This window comes from Bacillus cereus group sp. BfR-BA-01430 (genome assembly GCF_022663115.1).
In the GTDB taxonomy this organism is placed as follows: domain Bacteria; phylum Bacillota; class Bacilli; order Bacillales; family Bacillaceae_G; genus Bacillus_A; species Bacillus_A cereus_BD.
This window is the reverse complement of record NZ_JAKUEW010000004.1, coordinates 1-16,534: the sequence shown is the minus strand read 5'-3', so window position 1 is coordinate 16,534 and position 16,534 is coordinate 1. Positions and strand designations below refer to the sequence as shown.

Below are 16,534 nucleotides of genomic sequence, written 5' to 3'. Positions count from 1 at the left end.
ACTTTTTATACTTTTAAGAAGCGACGAATTGACATGACACTTCCCCACATACCGATTAAGGCACCAATTAACACTAATAAACCTGCTAATTGGAATACGAATGGGTTATATGGTAACAGTTCAAAAATTGTTCCTCCTAGTTTCTCATTAAACATACCTTGTAAAGAGTTGTAAGAAGATAAAATTACGATAATCGGGATGATAGAACCCAAAATACCTAAGAATAAACCTTCTAACAAGAACGGCCAACGAATAAACCAGTTTGTAGCACCTACAAGTTTCATAATTTCAATTTCCGTGCTTCGTGCATAAATTGTAATTTTAATTGTGTTAGAGATTAAGAACATAGCTGTGAATAAAAGACCGGCGATTAGCACGATTCCGATGTTACGGCCTGTTTTTACAGTATCAAATAATTTTTCAACTTGTCCTTTTCCGTACTGAACATTACTTACAAACTGCATTTTTTCAATCTTCTTCGCGATTGTCGCTGTATCTGTTGGTTCTTTTGCTTTTACAACAAATACATTTTTCAGTGGATTATCTTGTTCAAATAACTCAAATGTTTTTCCACTATCACCTAAGCTTTTAATTAAACGTTTTAACTCTTCTTCTTTAGAAGAATATTTAATAGAGTCTACTTTTGCAATCTTACTCATATCATCTTCTAATTTCTTTTGATCAGCATCTTTTGCTGCTGGATCAATGTGTACACGAATTTCTACATCTTGCTCTACTTTCGTTGCAAAATGGTTCATATTCATAATCGCTGTTAAAAAGACACCTACAAGTAATAATGTAACTGTTACTGCACTTACAGAAGCAAACGTCATCCATCCGTTACGGGATAGATTTTTTACACCTTCTCGTAAATGTCGACTAAGGGTTTTAGCCTTCATATCCGTATCCTCCCTCAATCTCATCTCGAACAATTTTTCCGTCTTCAATCGCAATTACGCGATGGCGAATTGTATTTACGATATCTGCATTATGCGTTGCCATGATAATTGTTGTACCACGCTCATTAATGCGTTTAAAAATATTCATAATATCAAGCGCTGTATCAATATCCAAGTTACCTGTTGGTTCATCGGCAATTACAACCTTTGGTCTATTTACAATCGCTCTTGCAATTGCCACACGTTGCTGTTCCCCACCAGAGAGCTCACTTGGAAGTGCACTTGCGCGATCCTCAAGACCTACAAGACTTAATACTTCTGTTACTCGCTCACGGATTGCATCAGGTTCTTCTTCAATTACTTCTAAGGCAAACGCAACATTCTCATATACCGTTAATTTAGGTAGTAATTTGAAATCTTGGAAGATGACACCTAATTGGCGGCGAAAATATGGAACATCTCTTTCTGCTAAACTTTCAATTACAAGACCATTTATATTAATAGATCCTGTTGATGGTTTCTCTTCACGATACATCATTTTAATAAACGTTGATTTCCCGGCTCCACTCGGCCCAACTACATATACGAATTCACCCTGCTTAATAGTAACCGTAATCCCAGAAATGGCTTTCATACCATTCGGATACTCCTTATAAACATTCGTCATTTTTATCATTATTTATCACCCAATACTTAATGATTTTTTTTTCGAAACACTCTTTTTATCTATTTAAAACTTAGAGTAATCGCTCTTACTCCCCAATTCTTATTGCATCAAAACCTATACAAAATAACAGTGATAAAGCTTTATTCCTTATCACTATCGTTACCTTATGTATGTCTTTCATCAAAATTCTACAAATTACATTGTAACATCAATCGGTTTCCAATTCAGATACAATTTTGTTACAGTTATGTTACAGGAAAGAAGAATTCCACTGCCTTCAAATACGTAACAAAAAATCCGAGCAAACTCTCGTTTCATACATAAAAAATTAATCTGATGAAAGTTTAAGTCTGCTCGGTTTCTCAATTGTATCCTCAGTAACTCACTTCTTATTTATGCTCCGCCAACCATTCCGCTACTTTTTTTGCATCTTCACCTTGAATCAATCCTGGCGACATTGATCCGCGGCCCTTTTTAATAATATCTTCAATATCAGCGGCATCATATTTATCGCCTACTTTTCTTAAGTCAGGTCCAGTTGCTCCAGATAAATCCTTCGCATGACAACCTGCACAACTCTTTTGGAAAATTTGTTCTGCAGTATCAGTGCTTGCAGATTGATTAGAAGATTTCTCTTCCTCCTTCTTTCCGCATGCCCCTAGGGCAAAAACTAATGATGTTCCTAAGACAACAGCCAACAGTTTCTTTTTCAACTCTATCGCTCCCATTGTTCATATTCATTTCGCAATCGATGTAGCTATACCTTTCATATGCTCTCACTTGTCATTATAATCATTATCCTAACGAAGAAAAACTAACCTGCATAGAATAATTTTAACAATTCCTCTAGAAAGACTATAGATATAGCACTTCTGCCAATTGTTTCAATTCTGTGAACATCTCTACACCTTTATAAAGAAGTTTTTTCAGAAAAAAACAACCGAAAATCTTGAATGTATTTTCTTTATTTGTATCCTAATTCTTATATTTTCCGCTTTTTACAAAACAATATGTAACCTTGTATGCTAAAAACAACTCCAGCAAAAAAGAAGTTGCTACTCAACTTCTCCTCCTTTTTCCTACCTATACAGATAAAGCCTCGTTTTATCCCCTATTTTCTCTCCGATATGGGGTATCCAAAAAAGCAGTGAAACTTGAATTTTTGGAGCCCTTTTTTAATTTTTGATCAAAGATTCATCCACTGTTTATACATGTCACATCTTCTCATCAACAATTGAAAAGTTCATATGAGACAAAACAGTAAAAGAACACATTTTTCGCATGAAATCGGAGTTTTTTTATGCAAGCCACCGTTATAAAAAATAGTAGCTCAGACCATAGTTGTGATCTGCGCTACTATTATTAGCATGTTTGTTAGGAAATGCGAGAACGTAAATATGCATCAATAAATGGATCAATTTCTCCATCCATAACCGCTTGTACGTTACCAATCTCTGTATTTGTACGATGATCTTTAACAAGAGAATATGGGTGAAATACGTAAGAACGAATTTGGCTACCCCAGCCAATTTCTTTTTGTTCCCCACGGATTTCATCTAATTCCGCTTGTTGTTCTTCTAATTTCTTTTGGTACAATTTCGCTTTTAACATTTTCATCGCATGTTCACGGTTTTTAATTTGTGAACGTTCCGATTGACAAGTTACAATTGTGTTTGTTGGTATATGTGTAATACGAACTGCCGAATCTGTCGTATTAACGTGCTGTCCACCAGCACCACTTGCACGGTACGTATCAACTTTTAAATCTTCTGTACGCACTTCAATTTCAACTTCATCATTAAATTCAGGTACAACTTCACAAGATACAAATGATGTATGGCGACGACCTGAAGAATCAAATGGTGAAATACGAACAAGGCGATGTACCCCTTTTTCAGCTTTTAAATAACCGTACGCATTATGACCTTTAATTAACAGTGTCACACTCTTAATACCAGCTTCATCACCTGGTAAGTAATCCACTGTTTCCACTTTAAATCCGCGCTTCTCAGCCCATCTTGTATACATGCGCAATAACATAGAACCCCAGTCTTGTGACTCTGTTCCACCTGCACCTGGGTGCAATTCTAAAATGGCATTATTTTTATCATAAGGATCACTTAATAATAATTGCAATTCGTATTCATTCATTTCTTGTATTAAAGATTTCACTTCAGATTCCAATTCCTCATGTAAATCTTTATCATATTCTTCTTTTAACAGTTCATGTGTTACTTCTAAATTTTCAAATGTTTCATCTAGCTGACGGAACTTCCCAACCATGTCTTTTAATGCATTCGCTTCATTAATAACAGTTTGAGCACCTTGTTGGTCATCCCAAAAGCCTGCTCCCATCATCGTTTCTTCTAATTCTGCAATGCGCTTTTCTTTTGCAGGAAGGTCAAAGAGACCCCCTAAAAGCCGCTAATCTCTTAGCCATTTTCTCTAATTCCTGTCTAATTTCAACTAATTCCATTTCCTTCACCTCTATGCAATTACTGTTACGTTTATATAAAAAACAAGGGAAACTCTCCCCGCCTTTTACAGAGAGAGTTTTGCTCTTTTTATTATATGAATATTCCTAAAAACTTTCCATTTTCTTTGCAGAAATGCTTGCTTCAGAATACAAGTTACTTTTCTTTGATGCAGCTCCGGCCGCTAGAATGCTCGGTGGCTTTTCTTACTTCCCAACACCGCAGCAGTTTTTATATTTTTTACCGCTACCGCATGGACATAAGTCGTTACGTCCAACTTGTTCACCTTTGACAACTGGTTTTTTCTTTGCTTCTTCACCGCTATCTACTGGTTGAACTGCTTCTCCTTGTGCTACTTCTTGGCGCTCTAGATTTTGTTCAATTTCCGCTTTCATAATGTAACGAGAGATTTCTTCTTCAATGGAAGCGACCATTGCTTCAAACATCGCAAAGCCTTCCATTTGATACTCACGAAGTGGATCAATTTGACCGTAAGCACGTAAATGAATCCCTTCACGAAGTTGATCCATCGCATCAATATGATCCATCCACTTCGTATCTACAACACGGAACACAACAACTTTTTCAAATTCACGCATTTGTTCTTCTGGCAGAAGTTTTTCTTTTGCATCATAGCGCTCTAATACTTTTGCCATAATTGGTTCGCTCATCTCTTCTGGTGCAAGACGACGTAATTCTTCTTCCTTCATGTCGCCTTCTTCAAGAAGAGTTGTATTTAAGTAGTCAATGAGACCTTTTATGTTCCAATCTTCTTCCACTTCTTCTTGTGTATGAAGCGCAACTGCACGGTCTATCGTAGACTTCATCATCCCTTCGATGATGCTTCTTAAGTTTTCAGATTCCATTACTTCTTGACGTTGTTTATAAATTACTTCACGTTGTTGACGAAGTACATCATCATATTGCAGAAGCTGCTTACGTGCATCGTAGTTGTTACCTTCTACACGTTTTTGTGCTGATTCTACCGCACGAGAAACCATTTTACTTTCGATCGGTTGTGAATCATCCATTCCGAGGCGATCCATCATCGCTTTCATATTATCAGAACCGAAGCGACGCATTAGTTCATCTTCCATAGATAAATAAAACTGCGTCACACCAGGGTCTCCTTGACGTCCCGCACGACCGCGTAACTGGTTATCAATACGGCGGCTCTCATGGCGTTCTGTCCCGATAACGGCTAAACCGCCCGCCTCTTTTACACCTTCACCTAGCTTAATATCTGTACCACGTCCAGCCATATTTGTCGCGATTGTTACAGCGCCTTTCACACCAGCTTCTGCAATAATGTCGGCTTCACGCGCATGGTTTTTCGCATTTAAGATGTTATGACGTACACCTTTTCTTGTTAACATTTTTGAGATAAGCTCTGACGTTTCAATTGCTACTGTACCAACAAGGACTGGTTGACCATTTTTATGACGTTTCACAATATCTTGAACAACCGCATTGAATTTGCCTTCCATCGTTTTAAAAATTAAATCTGCACGGTCATCACGAACAACAGGTCTATTCGTCGGAATGACAATAACATTCATATTATAAATGTTGCGGAACTCTTCTTCTTCTGTCTTCGCTGTACCTGTCATACCTGATAACTTTTCATACATGCGGAAGTAGTTTTGGAATGTAATTGTAGCAAGCGTCATGCTTTCATTTTGAATTTCTACGCCTTCTTTTGCTTCAATTGCTTGGTGTAACCCTTCACTGTAACGGCGTCCTTTCATAAGACGACCAGTGAATTGGTCTACGATCACAATTTCGCCCTCTTGTACAACATAATCCGTATCACGGTGCATTACAACGTGTGCGCGAAGAGCTTGATTAATATGATGAAGAAGTGCTACATGTTTTAAATCAAATAAGTTTTCAATATGGAATGCTTTTTCCGCTTTTGTAATTCCATCTTCTGTTAACATCACATTTTTTGTTTTCACATCAAATGTATAATCTTTTTCATTTTCTAATGTACGAACAAATGCATTCGCAAACATATATAGTTCTGTTGATTTTTGTGCCTGTCCAGAAATAATAAGCGGCGTACGCGCTTCATCTATTAAGATAGAATCGACTTCATCGATAATCGCAAAATGAAGCGGACGTTGCACGCGCTGCTCTTTATATAGCACCATGTTATCACGTAAATAGTCAAAGCCAAGTTCATTGTTCGTACTATATGTGATATCAGCAGCATACGCAGCTTGTTTCTCCTCCCGCGACATACTATTTAAATTAATTCCCACTGTTAAACCAAGAAATTCATGAAGTTGTCCCATTTCACTTGCGTCACGCTGTGCTAAATATTCATTGACTGTCACAACATGAACACCTCTGCCTGTTAAAGCATTTAAATATACTGGTAAAGTAGACGTCAACGTTTTACCTTCACCAGTTTTCATTTCTGCTATATTCCCTTCATGTAAGGCAATACCACCCATTAACTGAACTGGGTATGGGCGCATACCCAGAACGCGGTGTGCTGCTTCTCGCACAACAGCGAAAGCTTCTGGTAATAAATCATCTACTGTCTCACCTTTTGCCAGACGCTCTTTAAACTCAGCAGTTTTTCCCTTTAATTGTTCATCAGTTAATGGCTTTATCGTCGGTTCAAGTGACTCGATTTGATCTACCATTTTCTGCATACGTTTAATTTGGCGTTGATTTGCATCAAATACCTTTTTTAAAATACCGATCATAGGAAATACGCTCCTCTTTTTATTAAAATAAAACTTCTGATTGCGTGCTCTCTATATTTCATCAATCAGTCGTGATAAAAAGCAAATTTATGTTCTGCCAATTTCTCTCCTAATTTAAAAAACCAAAATGTATAAACCTAATGATAATTGTAACACTTGTTTTATAGCTATGACAACAATCGTCCAAATGTATCCTTTATATAAAGTAACTCGATTTTTTAAACTATGACAAAAAACTAGACAAAAGTTTTATAAATTAGCGCTTCGCTTCATACAAAATAATAAACACATTCTATTTCATAAAATTAAAAAAAGCGTAGCCTTTGACAGCTACGCTTTTGAATCGTTATTTTGCTTCAATTAATCCATATTTTCCATCTTTGCGGCCATATACAATATTTGTTTCGTTTGTATCCGCATTTGTGAAGACGAAGAAGTTATGACCTAACATATCCATTTGTAAAATTGCTTCTTCAACGTCCATTGGTTTTAAGTCAAATCGTTTTGTACGCACAAGTTCTAATTCATCTTCCTGCACTTCTTCTTGACCTAATTGATCTGGAAGAATAAAGGCAGTTTTAGCAGAACCTTTTTCACGTAATTTACGATTTACTTTTGTTTTATGTTTACGAATTTGACGCTCAATTTTATCAACTACTAAGTCAATTGCAGCGTACATATCGCTATGAGTTTCTTCGGCGCGAAGTAATAAGTCTGTGAATGGAATTGTTACTTCGACTCTTTGCTTGCCAGAGTATACTTTTAAATTGACTTTCACTTCTGGGAATGTATCAAAATAGCGCTCTATTTTGCTAAGTTTCTTTTCTACATATTCCTTTAATGCTGGAGTTACTTCAATATTTTCACCACGAATGTTGAATTTCATAGATGAATTCCTCCTTTCAAGCCTATGTATATTGTTTCGACACTGGCTTAAAAAAACCTTTTAACTTTTTAAAAAAGTTGTTGAAATTGCAATTTTTATCATTTTTTGTTGAAAAGAAAAGATGCATCGTTTCTATTTTCATTTTACCCTATTAACATCATAAATAACGAATATAAGTATGGACAATTCGTTACAGAAAAGAAACAACTTTTTGACAATACTTTCTGCATACGATCGATAGCGGTTCTGCCTAACAGGATCCATACAACATAAAAAACCCTTGCTGAGGCAAGGGTTTCCAATTATATAAACGTTGCCACAATCGCAGCTCTATGTTCTCCAAATCCTTTACAACTTCACAACATTCACTGCTTGCGGCCCACGTGCTCCATCTACGATATCAAATTCCACACTTTGTCCTTCTTCTAATGTTTTATACCCCTCTTGCTGAATTGCAGAAAAATGGACAAAAACATCATCACCATCTTCGCGCTCAATAAATCCAAATCCTTTTTCTGCATTGAACCATTTTACTCTTCCTTGCATGTTTGTTCCATTCCCTTCACTCTAAAAATCAGGACATTCGCCCTATAGTTTGACTATAACGAATGACAACTTATCAAGTCAAAGAAGACTTGTCGTCTTTTTATTGTATCTTTCGACATCCACTATCCTCGGCAAAGTGTCAAACTGGATACACTTTGCGCACCTGCATGATATAGTAATTTACCGACTTGTCTCACCGTAATCCCCGTCGTATATACGTCATCTATAATTAAAAGATGTTGCCCTGTTAAACGCTCTTCTTCTTGAAAGTAAAAGGGATTGGCAGCAGCCATTCTCTCTATTCTCCCTTTTTTACTCTGTTTCTCTGTCTCTTTTCTAGTTAAAGATGTTGGGAAAATGGGAATTGGTAAGCAAGCCGCTAATCGTTCAGCCTGATTAAAGCCACGCTCATATTCTCGTTCCTTACTAAGGGGCACAGGAATAAGAAATTGCGCATTTGAAAAGTATTTTTGAAATGTCGATACAAAGCCAACTTGAAAAATCTTCACAAGCTCTGCATCACCTCGAAACTTAAACCGTGCTAATATCTCTTTCATTCCATCATGATACACATATGTAGAACGATTCATTATGAAGGGAAAGCGATTTTCCTCTTTCCATTTCACACAATCTCTACAAATGTCCCCGCATCTATATGCTGGATCAAGAGAAGAGAAAGGACGACCACAGTCATAACAACATTCTCCTATAATATAAGAAAGTTTTCGTTCACATAGATTGCATATGCATCTATCGTGAGACCGAATAAAAAAAGAATACCAACTCGCTTCTTCGGCAATATAATCGTCACAAAGTAAACAGTGCATCAATCTATCAACCCTTCTCGTTTAGCCCTTTTATTCATAAATTGAATATGTTTCTTCGCATCAGTCATTGCCTTCGTTTTTCCATAATGAAAATAAATGACTTCTCCCTTTGGATTGCGAGAACTTCTACCAACGCGGCCGGCTATCTGAACAAGCGCATTTTCAGAAAAAATATCCTCTTCTGCACCTAGCACAGCTACTTGTAAATTCGCGACCGTTACACCTCTCTCCAATATCGTTGTAGTTATGAGCAATGGTATATCCCCTTTACGAAATGCCTCTACTTTCTCTTTTCTCATTGGATCTTCTGCATGAACACCAGTAATTTTATGATGTAAACTTTTTAGCGCAGCTGTTACTTCCTCTACATAACAAATATGAGGAACAAATAAAAAGATAGGATAATGTTTTTGAAGATATATAAGAAGCCAGTCTAATAGAACTTGAGGAATTTGTTTACGTCTAAGTAGTTTTCGCCAGTTCCCGCACCATCTTAATTTAGGAACTGGTAAAGGATGACGATGGTAACGCCCTGGTATAATGACACCTTTCTGTTTACCATTTTGCACACTCCGTTTCCATTTCTCTTCTGGAGTTGCTGTTAAATAAATATAGGAAGCATCCTCCTTCGCCGCTTTTCTTACGGCCTCATGTAACATATAATCCATCGCATACGGAAAAGCATCGATTTCATCTATAATTATGACATCAAACGCCCTATAATAGCGAAGCAACTGATGCGTTGTAGCTACGATAAGCATCGCTTCTTTCTCATATTCTTTACTACCTCCGTATAATGCCGCGAATGGTACAGCCGGAAACACTTCTTGTAGCCGGGGAGCCAATTCTAATACAACATCTTTTCGAGGCGTCGCAATACAAACACGCTTACCGCTTTTAAGCGCTTCATCTATGCCGTAAAACAACATCTCTGTTTTTCCAGCACCACAAGTAGCCAGTCTTGAATACCGAAAATATTCGAGACAAAACAAAAGAGCACAGCGTGTATAAGTGGTGCTCCCAACACCCTTATACCGTCCGCCTAACCACCTAGGCAAACACTTGCTGTACTCTTACGCACTATTTTACAGTACGTAAGGGCTCCTTAGCAACAGTTTGCTTACATTCAGGCATTCTGTTGCTTTTTTGTTTCTACAAAGGAGACAAACCATTATGAAGAAAATCACAGCTTATAATAAAGATGTTCAAAAATATATGCAACTAAACCAATTATGCTCTAAAAAGAAAAGTGAAATTATTACAGCAATTAGCGAACGTATCAATGCAAATAATCAAAGCTTTGAACGTTTATTTCCTATTGGTTCAAAAAGAAAAGACGTTATGGATCATGTCGTATACATGCTTTCAGGTAATGGTATATGTAAAATTTCTGCTGAAACATTAGCACGTAAAGCTGACTGTTCCGTAAGAACTGTGAATGCAGCAGTTCGCGCATTAAAAGAAACAGGTGAAATCGTAGTTGGCGGATTAGCTGATGGCAAGAATAAGTATGTATTTGTATTAAAAATGCATTCTAATTTTACAACAATCATGAAAGAAGTATTTTATATAGATGCAGAACAAATTGCAGAACTAAATGCAGGACAGATTGCAGAACAGAAAAACCCTGAAACCCTTGATACTGTAAGTCTGAAAGGCGAAAAAACAAGTTCTAACTATAATAACTCTATTAACTCTTTTAATTCTTTAAAACAGGAAAAAAATAATGATATAGTATCGCTAACGAAATCAATTGAAAACGAATTAGAAGAAGCTCAAAATGATATTCAAAAAGAGTTCGAAAGAGTCCATACATACTATGTGAATGAATATCAAGAAATGATGTACCATACAATCAAAGCTGGAACTTATCATGATACTTTAAAAACGAATGCATCTATTATCGGTTTACGTGTGGGTAGCAATTGTGATAAGGGGTTATTTTGTCTCGCATTGAATGCACTAAATAAAGTTGATAGATTCTTAAAATGTAATGGCACTCTCACAGACAGTGTACAAGCTTTATTCACGAAGGTTTACAGCGATAATATCAAACTATCTAAGGAACATAAACAAGCTAACACAAGTAATTCTGACGCACCAAAACCACACACTAAAGTGCTTTTTTATAATTGGTTAGAAGAGGACAAATCAAAGGAGCCCTCCACAAATGCAAACACAATAGACAGCTCTCTTATTCCAGGTGTATATTACAAAATATCTAAAGAAGAAGCTAATGAAATGGGGTTGTATTAAATGAATTATAAACTTACTAAAGAAGATGCATATGAAAGAAGAGAAATGAGTACAAGAAGAAAGATTAATTCAACGTTTAAATGTTCAACATGTGGTGAAAAAGTAAATATCCAAACTCACAAATACTTTTATCTTGTAAACGAATATTTAACTAATCAATTTGATTCGGGTAGATATTGCTCAAAAGAATGTGTGATGAAGTTCTTAGAAGATAGAAAAGTTAATGTGGAGGAATGTGTTAAAGAGCACAATCAAATGATGGATATAATTGAGGAGTTTAATAAGAATCAATAAATTCAACGGAATTGTAAATAACTTAATGGACAAGTTCTATTTTGATAAGGAATTCATGGGAATATAATCCCTCCTAAAAAATACGAACAAGCGTTTGATTTTTTCTCAACACCTTGATATTATATGGTTAGATATTCCATATATAAGCGAGGGACACATCATGAAACCATTAACATCTAAACAAGCTCAAGTGCTAACTTTTATGCAACAAAAGGTAAGCGAAAACGGATATCCTCCAACTGTACGTGAAATAGGAGAAGCAATGGGTGTTTCATCCCCTTCTACTGTACATAGTCATTTAATACATCTTGAGGAAAAAGGATATATCCATCGTGACCCATCGAAACCAAGAGCAATTAAAATTTTAATAGGAGGAATAAAATATGAGAACTGATCCAATTGCATTTGAAAAAGACAAACTGATTAGAGAAATGATTTCAGCTCAAAAACAAGGTGGGCATATATTATACCACCACAAGAACCAAGTAGAAATTGCACATCTTATTTATGAACATCAAGGCTATAAACAATTTTTACTTGAAAACCCTAGCGCGTTAAAAATTCCTTTAGAAGAATTAAAAGAGAAACATGAACAAGTATTTAACTTACTCGAACAAGCAAAAAATCTCTAAACACACATTTTATAAATTCATAAATAATCCCAGCATCTCCAAACTTTGATATAATGATGTCGTATTATATCTACTAGGAGGTCTAACATTGAAAAAATCATCGTTTTTTATAATATTACTACTTTTTGTAGTAACGTTACTTTCGGCATGCAATACAGGAGATGGAAAGATTTCTAAAAAAGAGTTTAAGCAACTAAAAAAGGGAATGAGCATTTCAGAAGTCGAAAAAATTGTGGGTGGCAAAGGAAAAAAAGAGATAAATAGTGCTGATTCTTCACTTGTTGAATATACATATCCAGCACTAGATGGTGTAGAAAAAGATGGATATGTATACATACTCTTTAATGATGGAAAGGTAGATACTATTTTAGACTATGGGTTATTAAAAAAGAAAGAATCTACTCCTACAAAAACAACAGAAAAAGCAGCAACTGAAAAACAAGAACCTAATAACAAACAACTGGATAAATCTAATATTGAAAATGAAGCTGAATCTATCGTAAAAGATTTAATGAGTATATCTGTTAAAAAGATTGAGGTAAACGAAAATTTAGGTACTGATAATCCAGATGATTATATCCTTTTACTTTATTTATCGTTCGATGCTAAGAATACTAAACAAACAACAAAAGAAATGATTGAAATGTATAATAATGAGATTGGTGCTAAAGTTGGAAAATCATTAAATAACGTTCAAGAATTAGCGATTTTTTGGGAAGTTCCATATCATCAAAAAGATATTAATCTAGCGAAAGCGAATCTTGAAAGAGTTGGGGATAAAATGAAGTTCAAAGAAAATTGGATCGCTCCTGCTCTAAAGTAATTTTTAATAGAAATTTACAATCATTTTACATTTAATGGTTATTTATAATGATATAATGAACATACAGCATCATATCCATGGTAGACTCCTTTTAAATGCTCTCTTCGGAGAGTGTTTTTTTTATAAAGTAAAAAAGCCGACTCAATTAAGAGCCGGCTTTAATTCATTACTGAAGATATTCATAATACCAGTTACGCTCATCTAACCATGCAGTAAAGTTGTCCATCTTTGGGTTTGCAAGTTTCTCAGTTAATACATAAGGCGCTTCACCTTCAAACAAGATAGCCCCCTTAATTCCTTTGCTGCACAGCACTTCTGACACTTCTTTGATAGCGTCGTATCCTAAGCCACCTGTTTTGATTTTTCTACGGCCGTCGTCAGTTGTCATAGAAACATCCCCTCCGTTATATGCTTTTTGTACTCTTGCAATAAAACTATTCCATCGTCCTTCAGCCAGTATTCTATGAGGACAATACTTCCCCGACCATGATTGATGAGTCCTTACATTTTCGATAGGGATATTGTACATAGACATAAGTTGACGTACAACATGAACAGCATTTTCTTCAGCCTTATAATATCTATCTCCACCCGACTTAGAATAACAAATTTCTACTGAGATAGATTGACGGTTTCCAGGCCCATTACCATCACCACAAGCCCAAGCATTGCGTTCCCACGGAATGCCTTGTACCGCTTCTTGGTCATCTACAGCAACATGGAATGAAACCTCATTGTTATTGTTAATCATATATTTTACTTCGTTTGCAGCTGGAGCATCATTATAAGTGTTGTGTACCGTGATATATTCCGGATTCATTGTATACGGACATTTAATACCGTATTTACTTGGACTAACTAAGTTTTTTCTAATTTCCATTATTTAATATCTCCTTTTTTATTTTCTTGTTTTTGTTTACTGCCTAAAACCTCAACTGCATTTGTTAATGCTTGTGGAAGGGGAATCCCCATTCGTCCAGCATTTTCTAAAAGTGATAATAGCTCATTTCCAATAAAGAAAAAGATTGTTGCTTCACGGATAGCACTATTGCTACCAAATGTGGAATCTAATTGAGCTGCCACTCCAACCAAAAGAAAAAGCACCACTTTTTTAGCGATGCCTTTGAAACCAACTTTGCTTTTTAGTTCTCCGTTGTATCCTGCTGCGATTACTCCTGTGAGGTAATCAATAGCTGCCATAATTACTAAAACTTTCAATGTTGTATCCCATCCTCCTAAGAAATAACCGCAAAAGCCACCAAAAGTAGCAATAAATGTTTTTAGTAATACATCGATACGATCCAATTATTTGCCTCCTACTCCGCCTGTTCTGTATCTTCATTTTCTTGTGTTTCTTTCGGATACTCACCCGTAATCTTTTGATAGTCTTCAGCGCATACCATTCGCTTAACAAATCCTAAATCTAGTTCGTATAAACGAGCGCCTTTTTTACAGATATCGCAAATAGTAGCAACTCGAATACAGATGGTTCCGTCGTGAACTTCCCCCCACACTTCAACTTTATTTGTCCCCATTTCTAATCCTGCGTTATCTAACATATCGAATGGAATTTGTACAGTAATTCCGTTTTCCGTTCTCTCTAAATCTACAACTCTACCCAAAAAGGGCATTCCCTCTCCTTCTTGTAAGGGAAAAGGGAAGGTAATGTTCGTATTGCCTTCCACAACAATCACTCCTATCCTAATCTATTAAAAAACCAACCATTTGAATTGTGGACGTAAAATCCGATTCCTTGGTTTCCATCGGCAAAACGGATATGCCCCCAATCTTGAAATCCATTTCCGCCAAGATTGACACCTTGCGTTGCTCTGATGTTATTGTGAAACTTCGTCTCTAAAGTTCCGCCTATATCAAACGTTTTTCTATCTTGGGCAACATTAATCGTACCTTGACTATCGCCAAATTCTAATCCATCGATTGGCATAATACCACCATATACACTGCCACTTTGTGCTTGCCAACTATACATAGAAGGGTATTTACCTGTTACCATTTCCACACCAGATACACAAACAGCTGTTCCTTGGCCAACGTCTCCTTCCGCTTTCAAGCGAATGATTACAGCGTGTTCGCCTGGTCTGTAACTCGTTGGTATCGTGATTGTGAATGCTCGTCTTTGGATATCACCATAATACGTGCTAGGGGCATCGAAAGATTGGCTTACTTCGTACCACGTCGTATAGTGTACATGGTCATCGTACTTTACATATAAAATTTGGATTACAGGTTTGGCTGTAACACGTTGATTATTGATTGTTGCTGCACGAAAGTGCGCTGATACAGTATAAACGTTCCCTGGATGAACTCCATTTTTCACTGTAGTTTCAACATAAGAATTTCTATCTACCCGAGTTGCATTTACCATTCGTTCATAGCTAAATGCCAACGTGTCATTTTCAATCACAACAGAACCAACTTTCTTCCAAAAACGGCCCGTTTCAAACCATGAAAATGCTGTATTACCTGGCATAACTTGTTTAGGAACACTTGAAAAATCATGGTCAATAACAAGGTTTCGTTTGGCTTGCATCGTTGTTTTTAACCCTCGTTCATCTTCGAAAAGGAAATCTAGCATTTTAATCGTTACACCGTTTTTGTCGATTGTAATCTTATCGCCATTAATTCGAATGAGATTTGTATCAATACCTTTTGCGGTTAGCCATTTGACCATTGTGTCTGCGTTAATGGCTAATTTAGCTACATCAATTGTTAGCTTCTCTGCTGACAGATTGATAGCTGCGATAATATCGCCTTTTTTCACTTGAGCTAGAATTCCTTCATCTAATACTTGTAACTTAGACCCCACTTCTTTGACATAAGCGTCGAAAGTATCATTCACAAAGGTTTCGTGTTTTTCAGATACAATTTCAACGCCTTTTTCATTAGCGCTGATACTTCTTTCTAATTCCGTTACTTTTTGGTTATATTGTTCAGTTGCTATCTTGTCCGCTAAGTCATCCATGATTTTATCTTTGTCTACAAAATCATTTGGATTTTCTAAAAAGCTAGAAGGTATCGTTCCGACTTGTAGCATTGGTTGAGCCATCCACAATGTACCGTTTCGTCTTACCTGATAACGAAATATTGCTTTTACTGTACCAGAAGGGGCAATTGCGCTTTTATAAACTTTTAACCACTGATCTTTTGCTAATTTTAGTTCCTCAGAAACTAGTTTAATTAATCCACCGCTACCCAAGAACTTAATTTCTAATGCTGCGCCCTGATCTAGTCCAGCGGGGTTATCAGTTCTAAAGTAAGCAGAAGCGACAATTGTTTCACCTTCTCTCAGTTCTACTGTTTGTTCAGCTCCGTAATAGTGATTAGAAGTATTTCCTGTAGAAACCGTTTTGAAGGAGTTTATACCATCTTTAACAACAGTTGTATCAATATGTGTCCTTGTAGCGTCATGTAATTTCCAATACTTAACACCATTAGTTAATTTGGCATTTCTAATCAAGTTAATGCTACCAATGCCACCCACATAATCCTCAA

16 protein-coding genes and 2 pseudogenes are annotated in these 16,534 nt (G+C 36.3%); 5 read left to right on the top strand and 13 right to left on the bottom strand.

What is annotated here, in order from left to right; all coding sequences use genetic code 11:
- Positions 1–5: 5 nt before the first annotated feature.
- The 9 genes and pseudogenes from ftsX to MR058_RS09900 all read right to left on the bottom strand — a co-directional run.
- Positions 6–899: a permease-like cell division protein FtsX gene (ftsX, locus tag MR058_RS09940; protein WP_242143840.1), complete on the bottom strand. Its 894-nt coding sequence runs from the start codon at positions 897–899 to the stop codon at positions 6–8.
- Positions 889–1,575 carry a cell division ATP-binding protein FtsE gene (ftsE, locus tag MR058_RS09935; protein WP_277926532.1) on the bottom strand — a complete coding sequence of 229 codons (687 nt, stop codon included), beginning with the start codon at positions 1,573–1,575 and terminating at the stop codon, positions 889–891. The genes ftsX and ftsE overlap by 11 nt, the downstream gene beginning before the upstream one ends.
- A 380-nt stretch (positions 1,576–1,955) precedes the next feature.
- Positions 1,956–2,279, bottom strand: a complete 324-nt coding sequence (gene cccB, locus MR058_RS09930) for a cytochrome c551 (protein WP_041810127.1) — start codon at positions 2,277–2,279, stop codon at positions 1,956–1,958.
- A 661-nt stretch (positions 2,280–2,940) separates the two neighbouring features.
- A protein-coding gene (gene prfB / locus MR058_RS09925) for a peptide chain release factor 2 (RefSeq protein WP_242143839.1) occupies positions 2,941–4,042 on the bottom strand; the annotation gives its coding sequence in 2 pieces (ribosomal slippage) (positions 2,941–3,969 and positions 3,971–4,042; 1,101 coding nt in all).
- A 204-nt stretch (positions 4,043–4,246) separates the two neighbouring features.
- A complete protein-coding gene (secA, locus tag MR058_RS09920; protein ID WP_242143837.1) occupies positions 4,247–6,757 on the bottom strand; it encodes a preprotein translocase subunit SecA in 2,511 nt (836 codons plus the stop codon).
- A gap of 346 nt (positions 6,758–7,103) precedes the next feature.
- Positions 7,104–7,643, bottom strand: coding sequence for a ribosome hibernation-promoting factor, HPF/YfiA family (gene hpf / locus MR058_RS09915; RefSeq protein WP_242143830.1), 540 nt, complete (start codon positions 7,641–7,643; stop codon positions 7,104–7,106).
- Positions 7,644–7,991: 348 nt separating this feature from the next.
- The gene (locus MR058_RS09910) at positions 7,992–8,189 is read right to left on the bottom strand and encodes a cold shock domain-containing protein (protein WP_242143829.1); all 198 of its coding nucleotides are present in this window, start codon (positions 8,187–8,189) and stop codon (positions 7,992–7,994) included.
- Between the two features lie 122 nt (positions 8,190–8,311).
- Entirely contained in the window at positions 8,312–9,016 is a 705-nt protein-coding gene (locus MR058_RS09905; RefSeq protein WP_242144085.1) for a ComF family protein, read from the bottom strand.
- Positions 9,016–9,972, bottom strand: a pseudogene (locus tag MR058_RS09900) (ATP-dependent helicase ComFA); the annotation flags it as partial. The gene MR058_RS09905 and the pseudogene MR058_RS09900, both read right to left, overlap by 1 nt.
- 217 nt (positions 9,973–10,189) lie before the next feature.
- Here MR058_RS09900 and MR058_RS09895 point away from each other — a divergent pair.
- The 5 genes from MR058_RS09895 to MR058_RS09875 all read left to right on the top strand — a co-directional run bounded on the left by MR058_RS09895 (position 10,190) and on the right by MR058_RS09875 (position 13,021).
- Positions 10,190–11,272 carry a helix-turn-helix domain-containing protein gene (locus MR058_RS09895; protein WP_242143828.1) on the top strand — a complete coding sequence of 361 codons (1,083 nt, stop codon included), beginning with the start codon at positions 10,190–10,192 and terminating at the stop codon, positions 11,270–11,272.
- Positions 11,273–11,566 carry a hypothetical protein gene (locus MR058_RS09890; RefSeq protein ID WP_242143827.1) on the top strand — a complete coding sequence of 98 codons (294 nt, stop codon included), beginning with the start codon at positions 11,273–11,275 and terminating at the stop codon, positions 11,564–11,566. It abuts the gene before it with no gap.
- A gap of 160 nt (positions 11,567–11,726) precedes the next feature.
- Positions 11,727–11,960, top strand: coding sequence for a LexA family protein (locus MR058_RS09885; RefSeq protein WP_242143826.1), 234 nt, complete (start codon positions 11,727–11,729; stop codon positions 11,958–11,960).
- Positions 11,950–12,198 (top strand): hypothetical protein, encoded by a 249-nt coding sequence (locus tag MR058_RS09880; protein WP_242143825.1) that lies wholly within the window; start codon positions 11,950–11,952, stop codon positions 12,196–12,198. The genes MR058_RS09885 and MR058_RS09880 overlap by 11 nt, the downstream gene beginning before the upstream one ends.
- 88 nt (positions 12,199–12,286) lie before the next feature.
- Entirely contained in the window at positions 12,287–13,021 is a 735-nt protein-coding gene (locus MR058_RS09875; RefSeq protein ID WP_242136658.1) for a hypothetical protein, read from the top strand.
- A gap of 166 nt (positions 13,022–13,187) precedes the next feature.
- Here MR058_RS09875 and MR058_RS09870 read toward each other — a convergent pair whose 3' ends face one another.
- The 4 genes and pseudogenes from MR058_RS09870 to MR058_RS09855 form a co-directional block, all read right to left on the bottom strand.
- Positions 13,188–13,901 carry an N-acetylmuramoyl-L-alanine amidase gene (locus MR058_RS09870; protein ID WP_242136659.1) on the bottom strand — a complete coding sequence of 238 codons (714 nt, stop codon included), beginning with the start codon at positions 13,899–13,901 and terminating at the stop codon, positions 13,188–13,190.
- Positions 13,901–14,326: a phage holin family protein gene (locus MR058_RS09865; RefSeq protein ID WP_242143824.1), complete on the bottom strand. Its 426-nt coding sequence runs from the start codon at positions 14,324–14,326 to the stop codon at positions 13,901–13,903. The genes MR058_RS09870 and MR058_RS09865 overlap by 1 nt, the downstream gene beginning before the upstream one ends.
- 11 nt (positions 14,327–14,337) lie before the next feature.
- Positions 14,338–14,652 carry a hypothetical protein gene (locus tag MR058_RS09860; RefSeq protein WP_242143822.1) on the bottom strand — a complete coding sequence of 105 codons (315 nt, stop codon included), beginning with the start codon at positions 14,650–14,652 and terminating at the stop codon, positions 14,338–14,340.
- 65 nt (positions 14,653–14,717) lie between these two features.
- Positions 14,718–16,534: pseudogene (locus tag MR058_RS09855) on the bottom strand (phage tail spike protein); the annotation flags it as partial.